Raw genomic sequence first — 15,712 nt, forward strand, 5'->3', positions numbered from 1 at the left:
GACCGCCCCGGCCCGCCCGCGCTACCAGCAGGTGAACTGGAGGTTGTCGTACCGGACCGACGCGGTGCTGAAGACCAGGGTGCGCATGTCACCCTGGGCGAAGCCGCTCTCACCGCAGGCGCAGGTCGCCCCGGTGCCCGTGCACGACGTCCAGTTGGTGATGTCACCGCCCGAGTCCTTGCGGTACTCGGCGTTGAAGACCGCCTTGTTCTTGTTCGTGAACCAGGTCTTGTACGCGCCGCACTCGTTGAACCTCTGGCACTCCTCGTTGATGGCGAAGTCGAAGGAGTCCGCGAGCGCGGGGACCTGGTCCACGTCATTCTTGAGCGCGATGCCCAGGCACAGGGAGTGGGCGGTGGTGGCCAGCCAGCGGTTGTAGTCGAGCTGGTTCGCCGCCGTCAGGCCCCAGCAGGCCTGGTCGGTGCAGCTGATTTCATCGTCGTGCGAATATCCGTCGATGTTGTCCGGCTCCACCGCGTCGCAGCCCTTGTTCTTCGCCAGCTGCATGCGCGACGTCATCACCGTCCGCACCGCCTGCTTGCGGTGGTCCAACCACCACTCACAGCCGCCACCGGCCGTGCACCAGTCGCCCATGATGTGCACGGACTGCGCGCAGTTCTCCCCGGGGGTGCAGTACGTGTCCTGCGGGAACTGGTTCGCGTCTTCCCGCCAGTCCTCATAGGAGCCCGCGCTGAAGTAGCAGACCACCTTCTTGCCGGCGGTCTTGTACTCCTGGATCTTCGCGGTGCTCGTATTGAAGAGGTCCACGACGTAGACCTGGGCGTTGAGGTTGGTGGGAATGGCGTTGTGCTCCAGGTCCCACATCCAGGTGGTGCCCTTGGGGAAGGCCGCCACCGTGCAGGAGGAAGCCTCACCACAGACGTTCGGAGTGCCGCCACCGCCGCACGTCTGAGGACTCTGGCAGGCGCCACAGCTCGCGACCGTGCGGGCCTGTCCACAGTTGTCGGTGCCGCTCGCCTGACCGCAGCTCGTGCCCTGCCGCGCGCAGAAGGCCGCGTCCGTTTCAGCGGTGCACGTCGTGGAGATGTCCCACGCCACCTGGAGCCGGAGGCTGTCCAGCTGCGCCGCGTCCGTCCCCGCGCCCTTGATGATGCGCGCGCGGATCTCCCCGGTGCTCGACACGAAGTTCGACGCGACCTCGGTGGTGGGGAGCGCGAGCGTCAGGGCCGGCGTCCACACCCAGTCACCGCGCCCCTGTGAGTTGGCGATGCTGACCCAGCTGGAGGTGGAGAACCTGTACAGCTGCCACTGGTAGTAGGACGCGGCGACGCCGGGCCCCTGGTACTTCGTCAGCAGGCTGAGCTGGGTGACCTGGGCCGGAGTGGGCGCGGCCTGGGTGAGGCTGGAGAGATTGAAGGACAGAGAGCCCGTGTAGCTGGGGCTGAACTCGATGTACTGCGCATAGCAGTCCGCGTACGCGCCCACCGTGCAGTTCGCGCTGTTCGTCTTGAGCACGGCCATGCCGCCGCTCTTGCCCGACGCGTCCGTGTTCGCCTGCGTGCTCGCGGAAGCGAAGTCGATGACCTCCGAGCCCGGCAGCGCCTGCTGTTGAGCCTCCGGCTCCCGCACGTCGTCCGCCTCCAATGGCATGCATCCAGGTGTCAGCAAGGCAAGGCAGGGGAACAGCCAGGCACTCCAGTTCGACATTGCGCCTCCAGGGGTTTGGGCCCGGCTATCACAAAAGGCCACTTCATCACTTAGCTCTTGCACTAAGACTTCCTTTCATAACCGGCGAGGGAGTCTGCGCTGAAGTACGACGCAGCAACCGAGCTGCAGGAGCGCCAGGTGCAGGTCGGCTCGGCGCTCCTCTCGGATGCGCAGGCGCTTGAGGTGGTGCAACCAGGACAGGCTGCGCTCCACCACCCAGCGGTGGCGTCCCAGTTTCTGGCTCGACTCGACTCCTTTGCGCGCGATGCGCGGCTTGATGCGCCGCTCGCATAGCCCGCGGCGGATGACGGCGTAGTCATAGCCCTTGTCACCGTGCGCCTTCTTGGGACGCCTGCGCGGCCGGCCGCGGCGCCCGGTGTGTACGGGAGGGATGGCATCGACGAGGGGGAGCGCGCGCTTCATGTCGTGCACGTTGGCGGCCGAGAGGAGCACGGCGAGGGGCAGCCCTTTTCGGTCTACGACGAGATGGTGCTTGGAGCCCTTCTTCCCTCTGTCGGTGGGATTCTTGCCCGTTTCGGGCCCCCCTTTTGAGCCCGGACACTGCCCGAGTCGAAGGAGGCACGGCTCCAGTCGATGCGGCCGCGCATGCCCAACTCGTCGAGCAGCTTCTGCTGCAGCTTGCGAAAGACACCCGCCTTCGCCCATTGGTTGAGCCTGCGCCAGCAGGTGATGCCACTCACGCCGAAGACTTCCGCCGGCAGGTCCTCCCACGCGATGCCCGTCTTCAGCACGAAGAGGATGCCGCGCAGGGCCGCGCGGTCATCTGCGTACGGGCGGCCTCCTTTGCGGTGGCGACGGCGCTTCGGCAGCAGCGGCTCCATGCGCTGCCAGAGGGCCTCTGGCACGAGCTCACGCTTCATGCGTCCAAGGTGCACATCCACCCGAGCGACTGCATTCCCACCCCATCGATGGTGGGGTTATGAAAGGAAGTCTAAGTGTCTGAAGACGTTACTTAGCCTCGTGGAAAAGCATCCGGAAACGCTGAATGGAATTTTCCAGGCGCTCGCGGATCCGACCCGCCGGGCGGTGATTGCGCGTCTGGGAAAGGGCCCCGCCAGCATCAGCGACCTGGCGAAGCCCTTCGACATGGCCTTGCCGTCCTTCATGAAGCACATCCACTTCCTGGAGGGCAGCGGGCTCATCCGCACGCACAAGGAAGGGCGTGTGCGGACGTGCGCACTGGAGAAGAAGTCCTTCGCCGCCGTGGAGTCGTGGCTGTCCGCTCAGCGGGCCCTCTGGGAAGCCCGCACGGACCGGCTCGAGCAGTTCGTCACCGCCGCATCACCCAAGGAGTGAGTCGAATGTCCCCTGCCCTGAATCCCGAGCTCGACCTGAGCATCTCGCGCATCATCAAGGCGCCGCGCGCTGTCGTCTGGAAGGCCTGGACGGACCCTGCCAGCTTCGAGCAGTGGTGGGTGCCCGCGCCGTCGCGGTGCAAGGTGTTGGAGATGGACCTGCGGCCCGGCGGCGCGCTGGTGACGCACTTCAGCGAGACGGCCACCAGCGACTTCGGGCCTCACCTCAGCGCGTGCTTCCTCGCCGTCGACTCGCTCGAGCGCATCGTGTTCACGAACGTGATGGTCGCCGGCTGGCGGCCCGCGGACGTGTCCGGCATGCCGCTCATGACCGCCATCATCACGCTGAAGGATCATCCGCAGGGCACCGACTACAACGCCCACGTGATGCACAAGAACAGCGCGGACAGAAACATGCACCATGACCTGGGCTTCCACGAAGGCTGGGGCACCGTCACGGCGCAGCTCGCGGCGATCGCCGAACGGCGCGTGTGACACCTGTGTCCGGCATCCGCGGGCGCGAGCTCTGACAACCTTGTCGTGCGCGGGCGCGAAGGCACTCTGAGCGGGCCTCAGCCACGCGGGTGGAACGACCCTTGCTCCAGCAAGGGCCCGTCCCCACTCGCAGCAGGAGGCATGCGTTGAACAAGGCGATGCTGATTCCGGTGCTCCTTCTCCTCACCGCGACCCAGGCCCAGGCCGTGGAGCCGCCGGGGCCGCGGCCCACCGTGGGAGAGCGGCCCGCGCACGCGCTCTGGATCTCGCCACTGGTGACGGGTTCCCTCCTGCTGACGGGGCCACTCGTGGGCGGCACGCTCCACGTGGCGCTCCCTGTCGGCACGAACCTCCAGCTGTCGGACCAGACCGACCTGGTCATTGAAGTCACGCCCCGGTACGCGCGCCGCCGCTGCACGGATGACATCGGCAACTGCGGCACGGGCCGGGCGCTCACGGTCTCCACGGGCGTGGCCTGGACGCCGTGGCCCCGCGCACGGGGCGACGGCTTCTTCCTCCAGCCCAAGCTGAGCGGCATGGTGAGCAACGAGAAGGACCGGCCCGACGCCGACAAGGGGCAGCCCGCCAATCGAAGCACGACGGGAGGCCAGCTCACCCTGGGCCTGGACCTGGGCTACCGGAAGACGTTCGCGCGCACGAACTTCTATCTCGCCGCGGTGTTCGGCGCGGCCGTGGGCTACAGCTGGAACCAGCAGCGCAAGGAGCTGGACCTCGGCGGCCAGTACAGCCTGCCGTGGGGTGATACGCGCAGGAACGGGCGCATCGTGGACATCAACATGGACATCCTGCGGGTGGGCTTCAGCTTCTGATGCTCACGCGTCCAGGACCGCACGCCGGACCAACTGGCGGAAGTACCGCGCCGCCGGGTCCGCATGCGTGCGGTCGTGCCAGCACAGGGCCATCTTGACGGTGTGCGCGGGGACCGGCGCGTTGACGCAGTGAACGCCCAGGCGCGCACCCTGCGCCGCGACGAGTGACCCCGGCAACGTCGCGACGAGGTCGGTCGCGGCCACGATCGCCGCCGCCGTCAGGAACGAGGGCACCGTCATGGCGACCTCGCGGCGGATGCCCGCGCGTGCGTACGCGGCGCCAACGAGGTCCCGGAAGCCCTTGCCCGGAACCATCTCCACCCCCACGTGACGGAGCGCGCCGAGCGCACGCGCCGACAGGCGCTTCGTGAGTCCAGGGGGGTCGTCGCGGGCCACGAGGACGGTGCGCTCGTCCAGCAGCGGTTCGACGTGCAGGCCCGCGCCCCGTCCGGCCAGGCCGATGTGCAGGTCGACCTGTGACGAGGTCAGGTCCCCGAGCGCCACGAGCGAAGCGATGCCGACCACGGCGAGGCGCGCGTTCGGCATCTCTCCAGCCATCCGGGCGGCGATTCGCGGTCCCCATGTGACCTGCCCCGCATCGGCGACGGCGAGCGTGAAGGTGCGCGTGCAGCGGGCCGGCTCGAAGGGGGCTTCGTGAAGCCCGGACTCCAGCTCGCGCAGGCCTCGGGCGATGGCGGGGGCCAGCGCGAGCGCGCGGGGCGTGGGGACGATGCCACGGCCCTTGCGCGTGACCAGCGGGTCGCCCAACGCGGACCTGAGGCGCGCCAGGCTGTTGCTGATGGCGGAGGGCGTGACGTGGAGCCGCTCGGCCGCGCGCACCACGCTGCGCTCGGTGAGGACGGTGTGGAGCACCAGGAGGAGGTTGAGGTCGAGTGCGGCGATCGAAATGCTCACGGTTGGTGAGCCTAGACCTCACGAACCATCACTACCAGGGAGGTGTCCCCTTCCCCATCATGGGTGCATGCACAGACTGCTCGGCTGTCTCGTCGCGGGCGTGCTCATCGCATGCCACACCTCTCCGCAGCTTCCTTCCCGGAGCACGCCCATGCCCATGGTTCACCAGGTCCAGGTCCTGGATTCGTTCATCTCCTACCGCGAGGCCGGGACGGGCTCGCCCATCGTGTTCCTTCACGGCAACCCCACGTCCTCACACGTGTGGCGGAACGTCATTCCGCCGCTCGCCGGCCGGGGCCGTTGCCTCGCGCCCGACCTCATCGGCATGGGGGATTCGGGCAAGCCGGACATCCCCTACCGGTTCGCGGACCACGCGAGGTACCTCGATGCGTGGTTCGACGCGCTCGACCTGCGGGACGTGGTGCTCGTTGGCTACGACTGGGGCGGTGTGCTGGCCCTGGATTGGGCGCGGCGGCATCCGGACCGCGTGCGGGGCGTAGCCGTGTTCGAGACGTTCCTCCGCCCCATGCGCTGGAGCGACTGGCCTCCCCAGGGCGAGCAGCTGTTCCGCGCCCTGCGCACGCCAGGGGTCGGTGAGCAGCTCGTGCTCGAACAGAACGCGTTCCTCGAGAAGTCCTTCGCGAATGGGGTCCAGCGTGGCCTCGCGGAGGGTGATCGGGCCGTCTACCAGGCCCCCTATCCAGACGCGGCGTCGCGGCGCCCGGTGCTGCAGTGGCCTCGGGAGATTCCAATCGATGGTGAGCCCGCCGACGTCGCCGCGGTCATCAAACGCTATGACGCGTGGCTCGCGCAGCCGTCCGTGAAGCCGGTGCTCCTGCTGACGTTCGGCGACACGGGGCTCAACGCTCCGAGCATCATTGAGTGGGCACGAGCCAATCTCCGGTCCCTCGAAATCGTCCCACTCCGTCGCGCGGGGCACCATGCGCCGGAAGACGCGCCGGAGGACATCGTGCGCGCACTCCAGGCCTGGATGGACCGCTCCGCGTGGTGAGCAACCCGGGCCCGTGCGCCAGGTCAGCGCCTCCGCCTGCCGCCTCCCCGCCTTCCTCCGTACGTTGAGCCCTTGCCATGATGATGGCCCCGGTTGCCCCCACGCTCCGGGTCCTGCACCTGGGGCCGACGCTCGCGGGTGGCCTCGGCGATTTCGTCTGGCATCCAGGGTCGGTCAAGCAGCTCCTGGAGCTCCAGGAGCGAGCGGGCCTGGAGCACACCCCGCCGGCCACGAGCCACGCTGAAGCGCCGGGAGCGGTCGAGCACCGGCAGCTCCTCTTCCACCAGGGTGCGGGCGAGCTTCTCCGGCAGGTGCAGCCGCACCACGCCCCGCAGGGCCCCGTCCGACAGCTCCTCCACGTCGTACTCCAGCGGCACCGCCTGCTCGCGGACCTCCACGTTGTCCGGGAGCGCCAGGAGTGCCCGGCGCGTCGCGGGCGGCACGAGCGCGTCCAGGTCCAGCCGCAGCGGGCGCTCCCGGAAGTCATCGAGCGTGTCCACGCCATCGAGCTGCGCCTCGTAGAGCGCGGTGAGCTCCGGGAACCCGAGCGGCGCGGTCATTCCTCCCGAGCGCCGCCACAGCTCGCGCACCTCGGCGATGGCGACCCGGTGCCGGTCCACCGCGGGATGCGGCGCCTCGCCCCGCGCCAGTGCCTCCGCGAGCGCGTGCCGGGCCGCCGTGGCCAGCTCCGGCCCCCAGGCGCGCAGCACGTCCACTTCCTGCTCCAGCGTGAAGCCGAAGTAGTCCAGCCGCTTGACGAGCACGACCGAGCGGAAGCGCACGTCATACACGGGCGCCACCGCGTGACGTTGGGCGTAGCGGCGCAGCAGCGACTGGGGCAGCTGGGTGCCTTCGATGGCGCCCTGCGACTCGCCGTTGCGGTCGGCGAAGTAGCGCAGCGTGCCCGCCACCGCGCCCAGGTTGCCGCACACGCTCGTCTTCGACACGCGTGTGAGCTCACCCCAGGCCGTGCGCTCGTCGATGACCAGGTCGAAGGGCATGAAGCGCGCGAGCAGGTCACAGAAGCGATGGTGGATGCTGGAGCTCGCGAAGGGCATGCGCGCGGGCAGCGCCAGCCCCACGCTCCGGTACACGCTCGCCATCGCGAGCGCCGCGTCCTCCAGGGCCTTCACCAACACGCCTCTCCCCTCCGCCCACGCCGCGAGCTTCTCCGGGTCGAAGACGTGGCGCGGCAGCCCCTGCACCTCCCCCACCGTGCCCGCCACCCGGAAGGCCTCGGCGTACAGGTTGTACGCGGTCAGGTGGTCACTGCCCTGCACGAGCACCTCTTCCAGATTCCGCTCCTCGCGCGTCATCCGGTGCAGGGACTCCACCGCGCTGCACACCGCGAGGAACGGCAGCAGCGCGTCCTCCGCGTTGACGATGAGCTCCGCCCACGGACGCTCCACGGGCAGGGCCTCCACCGCCCGGCCATAGGCGGACAATCGCCCGTCCGCGTCCACGATGCCGCGCGCCTCCAGCTTCGCGAGCGCCCTCCGATAGGCGGCGCGGTCCAACGGCACGGGCAGGTCCAGCTCATCCGCCCGCACGCCCAGCGCCGCCGCGGTGAGCGCCACCCGCTCCGGCTCGCCCGCGAGCTGGAACTCGGGCTCGGTGGGCCGCAGCGAGGCGAAGTGGATCAGCCGGTCGCTGAGGATGAAGACGCGCCCGCCCGCCACGCGCCCGTGCACGCGCCCAGCCATCTGCAGCAGCTCGTTGTTGCCCAGGTGCACGCGGGTGAGGACGTTGCGGCCGCCCTCCACCACGTTCGTGAAGCGCAGGTCGTCGATGACGACGGTGTCCAGTCCGGGCACGTTGAGCGCGCTCTGCCCCGCCGCCGTCATCGTGAGCACGAACGGCCGGGGCGCCGTGCCCTCCAGGAAGGGGCGGATGGCGCGCAGCGGCTCGCCGCCGTGGTAGTGCGCCGCATGGACATCGGATGAGCGGGCGCGCACGTGGGCCGCCGCCTCCTCCACTCCGGCGCGCGTGGCCAGGAACACGCCTACGCCGCGCCCCTGCCGCTGCACGTCCTGGAGGAAGGCGTCGTCGAGGAAGGACAGCGGCTTGCGGCGCTCGACCTCCACCTGGGCCGCCTTGCCCGGATCGAAGGTGGACACCTGGAGCACGTCCGCGCTGTCCAGGTAGCGCGCGTAGAAGGCCGGGTCCACCGTGGCGGACAGCCAGATGAAGCGGCTGCCCACGCGCTTGCCCAGGGCCAGGCACAGCTCCAGCTCCGCGGAGGTCTGGTGGATCTCATCCACGATGAGCGTGTCCTCACGCCGGATGGCGCCGCCCTGGAACCAGCGCCGCGCGATGCCGGTGGTGACGATGGCCACGTCCGCGAGCGGCGTCTCCGCGGTGGCCTCCCGCTCGCGGTTGACCACCGCCACCCGAAGGGGCCGCCGGCCCGTGAGCTCCTCCGCGATGGGGCGGATGGCGAGCGTCTTGCCCGTGCCGGTGCCCGCGACGATGCCGAACCCCTGCCCGCTCCGAGCCAGCGCGAGGAGGTGCTCGCCGTGGTGCTCTCCCAGGTACGTGCGCAGCTCCAGCCCGAGCGCCAGCTCGATGGTCTCGCACGCGGCGCGCGTGGGCGCGATGACCACCACCCGCCCGCGAGGGAGCATCGTGGAGGAGGAAGCATCAGCGGGAGGTGGCAGGTAACGGTCGGTGGGCGTGCGCACGAAGGCCAGTGATACGCACGGGAGGTGTCCCGGGGAAGCGTTAGATGCGTCCGGGACCGGTCAGAAGGAGGCAGGCAGCCGCGCACGCCAGGGATTCAGGCATCACACGGACGCCTGGCCCCATGGCAATGCCCTCAACCCACATGAGAGCCCAGGACGCGAATCGCGCGTCCCCGGCGCGTCAGGGTCAGCGGCTCATGTCGCCTCCACCCGAGCCCGAGCCACCCGAGCCCGAGCCACCCGAGCCCGAGCCGCCTGAGCTCGAACCACTCCCACCGGGGCCACAATCACCCGAGCTGCCAGTGCTTGAGCCGCTGCTCGTACCACCTCCGCTAGAGGTACCTCCGGTGGTGGAGCTGCCGCCCGTGCTGGAACCACCCGTCCCCTGGTTCGTCCCTGCACCTGATCCGCCAACGTTGCCAGAGCCCGTCTCGGATCCCTCCGTTTCCTTGGAGCTTCCGACGTTCGTCCTGCCTCCGATTCCTGGCTCCATCGTTCCGGAGCCACCCGTGCCGATCCCCTCACTTTTCGCGGTCTTGCACCCCGCGCCAACGAGCAGCGCCGACACGAGCGTTCCCAGCAGTACCGCCTTGAATGCCTTCATTGCATGCACCTCCCTCACCGGCCCGGGGGAAGGTCGAGAAACAGCTCCTCGGGAGCCACTGACCTTGGGGATGGGTGTGAGGTCGGGAAGGCACTCCTCCGATGAGACGGGGAGGCGTCATCGAAGGGGCGTAGGCACCAGCTCCCGGCCCTGGGTGTCGAGGCTCGTCCAATCGAGGACTCGTCTCTAGAATGGACGGGCCGTTCAACCCGGGAGGTCGTACATGCGCAAGGGAATCGCGAAGTTCGTGTTCATGATGGGCGTCGTGGCTGGTGGCGCCGTCGGGGCGCTGATGCCCACCAACTCCGAGGCCATTGGCCTCTGCTCCAACATCTGCATGAACGAAGACTGCTCGTGCTTCCGCCAGTGTGGCGGCGCGGGCGGTGGGCAGTGCGTGTGTTCGGCCGAAACCATCTGCCAGTAGGCCGCAGCGGAGGAACCGCGGCCGGGCCCATCACGGGGCCCGGACGTACCCGCCTCGCCCGGTTACAAACGGCCAGAGCCCCGCATGAAAACAGCGAAGGCCGTGCACCGCCACGCCCTGTCGCGAGAACTCACCGAAGCAACTTCTCGCGCGGCATCCGGCCGGGCACCTGGGTAGCATGCGCGGCCATGAGCCTGTGCCAGAATGAGTTCGTCTCCCGCGCGGAGGCCGTGCGCGCCCGGCTCGAAGGCGCCGTCCTCGAAGCGCTCTCCCATCACGGTGAGCCTTCGGTCTCGGACCTCGCCGCTGTCTTTCGGAAGGACGCGCAGCGGTCTCCGTCCCAGGTCGCGGAGGCGCTATGTCCCGGCCCCCTGTCGCCCATCGGCTTCGCGGCCCTGGTGATGCGCGAGCTGCTGGCGCCCGAGGACTCGGTGCTCGAAGGGACCCTCTCCGAGGTCCGGGTCATCACGGGCAACGCGCGGGCCGCCGGCTTGCTGCGTGTCACCGCGCCCCTCGTCGTCCTCGGGGACCTGGAGGTGGCGGGCGTGCTGGAGGACTGCGGACCGGATTCGACGGTGGTGGTCGTGGGCCGTTGCACGGCATGGGGGCTCCAGACGTCTGGGAACTTCCTGGTGCTCGGCGACCTCGTGGTCCGGGACGCCATCCAGGGCATCTACAACGACGACAGCCTCGTCGTGGCGGGTGACCTCACCACGCGCTTCCTCGACGAGAACGATCACGACGTCACCTGCTACGGCGAGACCCACACCGAGCTGCACCTGGCGAACGGCCGCCCCGGCGAGGAGGCCGCCTCGCTCGCGTCCACCTTCCTGCGCCCCGAGCTGTGGAACCTCGATCTGGGGGAGATCCACCACAACGCCTTGTTCAAGCGCATCCACGAGGGCGAGCCCGTCTTCACGGACACGCTCCAGCCCCAGCAGGTCCGCGAGCCGGATGAACCCACCGCCGAGGAGCTCGAAGGCCTGGACATCGCAGGCATCGCGGCCCAGGCGTCGAAGAACGCGCGCGCGAGGGACGTCGTCTACGCCCAGCGCAAGACAGGCGAGGTGTGGCTGATGCGTCCAAGCAGCCTGTCCCTGCACATCTTCGACGGGAAGCAGTTCCTCGGACAGGGGACGCCCCCGGAGCTCGACGTGAAGCAGCGGGCTTCGGAGCGCGTCACCTTCTGGCGCAAGCGGGGCGACCTCTTCATTGAGATCGAACGCTTCGGCGCCGTCGTGCAGTTCCACGCGGGACTCAACAACGGGTCGATGCGCACGTTCCGCTTCGCCTTCGAGACCTCCGACGCCGCCGCACAGGAGGTGCGGCGGCTGGAGGCCCGCTACGAAGGAGACTTCCTGCGCGTCACGACCGTGGTTCCCGGCCGGGGCCCGCTCGAACGGGAGTTCGCTAAGTACGGCGGACCGAAGAACGAGTACACGTCGGCCATCGTGGACGGCACCACGCTGGTCACCCGCGACGACGAGCGCCAGGACTTCGATGACGAGGCCTCCGCCCTGAGCGCCCTCGAGGATTGGATCGCCGAGAAGCGCCAGGCGGGGTTCGACCTGAAGATCCTGGAGTGGAAGCCCTTCGGCCTCCTGGGCAGACGCTAGGACTACTCCAGGGTCATGTAGTCCGGCTGGTACACCGACCGGTTGCGCAGCGGCGAGGGGCCGCCGCTGTTCACGCAGTAGCCGGTCGGATTGTCGCAGCCGGACTCGGGGTTGCCCCAGTACGCCGTGAGGTTCATCCAGGCGAGCGACCCCGTGTACGTCCCCGCCGGCTGCCAGGGAATGACCACCACGTTGTTCCAGGTGTCCCACGCGAGCCCGGCGCCGGTGTCGTCCGCCAGGAAGTCGCCGTTGAAGATGGTTTCGTAGATGTGCCGCGCGGCGTCCGGATAGAGGCCATGCGAGCCATTGGCGGAGAACACCTCCGGATGCCAGCCGGTGAGGAACACGGCCTTGTCGCCGAAGGTGAAGGTCTGCCCGTTCGCGTGCTGGCTCAGGTAGACCTGCGCGGGGCGCCCGTCGATGAAGCGCACGGTGAGGTGCTCCCAGTCCCCCACGTGGTTTCCGAAGGTGGAGTAGCCGCCCACGCAGCCCCAGGGCGAATACCAGCCAATGCACACGCGCTTGCCATTGTTGTAGGGGTAGAAACTCCAATACAGCACGTCCGTCACGTTCGTCGGCAGACCGCCCTGGGTGCGAGTGATGACCTGCGCGTAGACGGGCACCGGCGTCTGATTGGGACGCTGGCCGTCCAGGAACTGCGGATCCGTGCAGGAGTCACAACCCAGCGCCTGGTTCGTCACCAGGTGGCCGTTCTCCTCGTGGACGTTGGCCAGGTGGAACTGCGTGGAGGACGGGAAGTAGGCCTCGTCCGGATGCAGCCACACTCGCGGCGCGAACGCCGCCACCGCCTGTGCATCCACGGGCAGCCCCCGCAGCTCCGCGTTGGACGTGGCGCTCTTGTTGAGGACCCAGTAGCGGTTGCCGCCCGTGTCGCCGTGGCTGGGGCGGGAGATGAAGGTGGACGCGGGCAGGCCGCGGTGGTCGCGCGCCGCCGCCTGCCACACGCCGATGTCGTCGTCCGCGCCGGAGCCCCTGTCGTCCCACACCCAGGCGGGATTGGCGGGCAGCACGTATTCGCTCCGCACGCAGCGGATGAGGTCCGTGGAGGGCTTGGAGTAGCCCAGCACCGCGACATGACCCAGGCAGGTGTAGCCCGCGGGCGCGACCGGCTCCCAGAAGGAGACGTCGTGCGTTCCACCGGAGCCGGAGTCGTCCCAGATCCAGTTGTAGTTGGACGGACGCGCGAGCAGGTCCCCCTCGCCGCGAACCACGAACGTCGTCGCGGGCGCCTGTCCCCGGTTCGGCATGGCCACGTCGCCCAGCGAGAAGAAGCCCGGCGTCTGGGAGAGGTCCGGGCGCCAGACGGCGATGTCGTTCGTCGCGCCGGTGCCGTGATCGTCGTAGATCCAGCTGAAGCGGCTCGTGGGCCGGACCTCCAGCGCCTTGGGATGGCGCAGCACCCCGGAGTCCGACGCCAGGGTGAACTCGGCGCTCTGGCCCGACAGCGCGGTCGCGGCGACGAGCTGGTAGCTGCCCGGGGCCAGCGTGACGACCAGGCGCGAGTTCGTGCCGCCACCGCCGTTGTTGTCCTGCGCGAGGATGGTGCCGTTCGCATCCAGCAGGTACAGCCAGGCATCCGCGGACGACGTCAGCGTGAACGTCACCGGGTTGCTGGACGTCTGTGAATCCAGCAGGAACACCCGGTTGCCCGGACTGGAGGGGCTCTGTCCTCCCGAGCCCTGCCAGAAGCCGTAGACGGTGTTCGCGTGGGCTGCGTTCGCCACGAGCGAAGACGTGGCGAACGCGACGAGGGATAGGAATCGCCGGAGGACCATGGATACCTGGGGAAGGAGGGAACCCAGGACCCTACTCCGGGACTGCTATTGCCGGACGTCGTTCACGTGGTTGTACGGGGTGCCCAGCTCGATGGTTTCACCGTTGGCGGCCGTGCGATTGACGGTGGAGATGCTCCACACGTCCAGCGTGTCATCGTTGTCCACGTTGCCCACGCACGCGGCCGTCACGACGCAGTCGGGACACGTCCCCTCCACGCCGGGCTCCACGCCCGCCTGAGCCAGGGCCGCCTGGATTTCAGCCGGATCGATCGCGGGGAAGGCCGCCCCCACGGGGATGACTTCCTCCGGCATCCGCAGCAGGTAGGCATAGCGATTGCGCGGTCCCGGCTCGATGCCCATCGCATCGAGGCTGACCAGGGGCTGCTCGTCCACCATGCTCACCCTCGCCGCGGTGAAGACCGCCTTCAGGTTGACCTTGCACTCCGCCTGCTTCGAGCGCGCCTGGAACCTGATGAAGTTGGGGATGGTGATGGCGGCCACGATGCCAATGACGAAGGGCCCCAGTCCCGCCACGATGAGGGCCGCGATGGCGAGCCCCCTGCGCCCGGCATGCTCCGGCTTGCCTGTCTTCACCATCGCCATGATGGCCAGCACGAGGCCCACGGGCCACAGGAAGACCACGCACAGGCTCGTGATGGCGAAGCCCAGTGCGACTCCAGGCAGGACGGTCTTCTTCGGCGCGGCGGACTCAGGGGGTCTGTGGGTCGTCACGCCCCGCATCGTAGTGCCGGGCGTACTGCTGACGGAGCACGAACTTCTGGGCCTTGCCCGTGCTGGTCTGCGGCATGGCCGGGAGCAGGACGATGGCCTTGGGCACTTCAAACCCACCCAGGTGCTGGCGGCAGTGGGCGTTGATCTCCGCCTCCGTGGCGGAAACGCCGGGCTTGAGCACGACGAAGCCCGTCACCGCCTCCGCCCAGCGTGAGTGCGGCAGACCCACCACCGCGACCTGAAGCACGGCGGGGTGACGCAGGAGGACCTCCTCGACCTTGATGGACGGGACGTTCTCTCCGCCTGTCTTGATCATGTCCTTCTTGCGGTCCACGAAGAGGAGCTGGCCGTCGGCGTCGAACATGCCCAGGTCGCCGGTGTGGTGCCAACCGAAGGCGCTCGCCCGCGCGGTCGCCTCCGGGTCCTTGTAGTAGCCGAGCATCACGTTGGGCCCGCGGTGGACGATCTCCCCCACCTCGCCGCGCCCGAGCAGCCGGCCCTCGTCGTCCATGATGGCCGTCTCGTTCGTCACGACCGAGTCGCCCCAGTACGAGCCAAACCGCTTGAGCTGCTGCTCCGGCTTGAACATGGTCGTCGCCGGGTACATCTCCGTCTGCCCCGACGCGAGCGCGAAGCCGCCCGGGCAGAAGTGCTCGATGAGCTCCACGAGCATCGTGCGCGCCATGGGCGCCATCACGTAGAGGCACAGGCGCAGGCTGGACAGCTTCGTGGCCGGACGCGCCGGGTGCGCCAGCATCGCGCCGTACATCACCGGCAGGCCCAGCAGGAACGTGATGCCGCGCCGTTCAATGGTCGCGAGCATCGCGCCCGGGTCGAAGGCCCGCCGCACGACGACGGTCGCCCCGGCCAGCAGGAACGTCATCACGATGGCGTGCTGCGCGCAGTGGAACATCGGGAGCACGCAGATGGTGGAGTCCGAGGGGCGCATGCCCAGCTCGAACAGGTTCCCGCTCAGCGCCGCCTGCACCGACGCATGCGAATGCATGACGCCCTTCTGCTGGCCGGTGGTGCCACTGGTGTACATGATCTGCGCGAGCTGGCCGCTCTGGATGGCCACCTCCGGCAGCGTGCCGTGCTGCCCCTTCAGCGTGTCCAGGAACGCGACCGTGTCCCCGCCCGGCGCCGCCTGCCCTTCCGGCACGCAGACGATGACGCGGGTGCCCAGCGCATCGAGCATCGCCCGCAGCCCGGGCTTCGCGAGGAGCTCGGCGTCGACGACGGCGTGCGTCGCCTCGGCGTGTTCGACGATGTACTGGACCGCCTCCACGGAGAGGCCGGTGTTGATGGGCACCCAGACGAGCCCTGACTTGTAGATGCCCATGAACGCGGTGAGCATCTGCGCGGAATTGCCGCAGAGCATCGCGATGCTCGCACCCTGGGGCAGGCCCTGTGCGAGCAGGTAGTGCGCGAACGCGTTCGAGCGCCGGTCGAGTTCCGCGTAGGAGAACTCGAGGTCCCCGTCGACGAGTGCCGTCCGCTCCGGCCAGCGCAACGCCGACCGGTGGACGATGTCTCCCAGCGAGACGCGGCTGATGCGCGGGGCCTGAGGTGCCTGGATCGCGGACATCGTGTGCTCCATTCCGCCCGTTCGGGCGTCGGGTC

13 protein-coding genes are annotated in these 15,712 nt (G+C 69.0%); 6 read left to right on the plus strand and 7 right to left on the minus strand.

Features of this window, described 5'->3' with window-relative positions; translation table 11 throughout:
- Positions 1–21 precede the first annotated feature (21 nt).
- Together D7Y15_RS01825 and D7Y15_RS01830 are read right to left on the minus strand one after the other, a co-directional pair.
- Entirely contained in the window at positions 22–1,611 is a 1,590-nt protein-coding gene (locus tag D7Y15_RS01825) for an endo alpha-1,4 polygalactosaminidase (RefSeq protein ID WP_158628991.1), read from the minus strand.
- A 132-nt stretch (positions 1,612–1,743) separates the two neighbouring features.
- Positions 1,744–2,549, minus strand: a protein-coding gene (locus D7Y15_RS01830) for an IS5 family transposase (protein ID WP_121751532.1) whose coding sequence is annotated in 2 segments (ribosomal slippage) — positions 1,744–2,219 and positions 2,219–2,549 — 807 coding nt in all. Because the reading frame shifts where the segments join, the coding sequence is not laid out codon by codon here.
- 100 nt (positions 2,550–2,649) lie between these two features.
- On the opposite strand from D7Y15_RS01830, the gene D7Y15_RS01835 reads away from it, so the two are divergent.
- The 3 genes from D7Y15_RS01835 (at position 2,650) to D7Y15_RS01845 (ending at position 4,309) form a co-directional block, all read left to right on the plus strand.
- Positions 2,650–2,985, plus strand: coding sequence for a metalloregulator ArsR/SmtB family transcription factor (locus D7Y15_RS01835; protein ID WP_120574746.1), 336 nt, complete (start codon positions 2,650–2,652; stop codon positions 2,983–2,985).
- Between the two features lie 5 nt (positions 2,986–2,990).
- Positions 2,991–3,479 carry an SRPBCC family protein gene (locus D7Y15_RS01840; RefSeq protein ID WP_120574747.1) on the plus strand — a complete coding sequence of 163 codons (489 nt, stop codon included), beginning with the start codon at positions 2,991–2,993 and terminating at the stop codon, positions 3,477–3,479.
- Between the two features lie 146 nt (positions 3,480–3,625).
- A complete protein-coding gene (locus D7Y15_RS01845) occupies positions 3,626–4,309 on the plus strand; it encodes a hypothetical protein (RefSeq protein ID WP_121751533.1) in 684 nt (227 codons plus the stop codon).
- A gap of 3 nt (positions 4,310–4,312) precedes the next feature.
- Here the strand turns inward: D7Y15_RS01845 and D7Y15_RS01850 are convergent, their stop codons facing one another.
- Positions 4,313–5,224 (minus strand): LysR family transcriptional regulator, encoded by a 912-nt coding sequence (locus D7Y15_RS01850; RefSeq protein WP_121751534.1) that lies wholly within the window; start codon positions 5,222–5,224, stop codon positions 4,313–4,315.
- Between the two features lie 151 nt (positions 5,225–5,375).
- On the opposite strand from D7Y15_RS01850, the gene D7Y15_RS01855 reads away from it, so the two are divergent.
- A complete protein-coding gene (locus D7Y15_RS01855) occupies positions 5,376–6,236 on the plus strand; it encodes a haloalkane dehalogenase (protein ID WP_121751535.1) in 861 nt (286 codons plus the stop codon).
- Between the two features lie 23 nt (positions 6,237–6,259).
- Here the strand turns inward: D7Y15_RS01855 and D7Y15_RS01860 are convergent, their stop codons facing one another.
- Positions 6,260–8,860 carry a DEAD/DEAH box helicase gene (locus tag D7Y15_RS01860; RefSeq protein ID WP_233604806.1) on the minus strand — a complete coding sequence of 867 codons (2,601 nt, stop codon included), beginning with the start codon at positions 8,858–8,860 and terminating at the stop codon, positions 6,260–6,262.
- An 884-nt stretch (positions 8,861–9,744) separates the two neighbouring features.
- Between D7Y15_RS01860 and D7Y15_RS01865 the strand changes: the two genes are divergently transcribed.
- Entirely contained in the window at positions 9,745–9,945 is a 201-nt protein-coding gene (locus tag D7Y15_RS01865) for a hypothetical protein (protein WP_120574752.1), read from the plus strand.
- A gap of 188 nt (positions 9,946–10,133) precedes the next feature.
- Complete coding sequence (locus D7Y15_RS01870; protein WP_121751537.1) at positions 10,134–11,561, plus strand: hypothetical protein; 1,428 nt, start codon at positions 10,134–10,136, stop codon at positions 11,559–11,561.
- Positions 11,562–11,563: 2 nt separating this feature from the next.
- Here the strand turns inward: D7Y15_RS01870 and D7Y15_RS01875 are convergent, their stop codons facing one another.
- From D7Y15_RS01875 to D7Y15_RS01885, 3 genes are read right to left on the minus strand one after another with little or no spacing between them, the layout of a single operon-like run.
- Entirely contained in the window at positions 11,564–13,357 is a 1,794-nt protein-coding gene (locus tag D7Y15_RS01875) for a Vps62-related protein (protein ID WP_199745869.1), read from the minus strand.
- Positions 13,358–13,402: 45 nt separating this feature from the next.
- Positions 13,403–14,098, minus strand: coding sequence for a pilin (locus D7Y15_RS01880; RefSeq protein ID WP_121751538.1), 696 nt, complete (start codon positions 14,096–14,098; stop codon positions 13,403–13,405).
- Complete coding sequence (locus tag D7Y15_RS01885) at positions 14,067–15,677, minus strand: AMP-binding protein (protein WP_121751556.1); 1,611 nt, start codon at positions 15,675–15,677, stop codon at positions 14,067–14,069. Before D7Y15_RS01885 ends, D7Y15_RS01880 begins: the two co-directional genes overlap by 32 nt.
- Positions 15,678–15,712 lie beyond the last annotated feature (35 nt).

Source organism: Corallococcus sp. AB030 (assembly GCF_003668965.1).
GTDB lineage: Bacteria > Myxococcota > Myxococcia > Myxococcales > Myxococcaceae > Corallococcus > Corallococcus exiguus.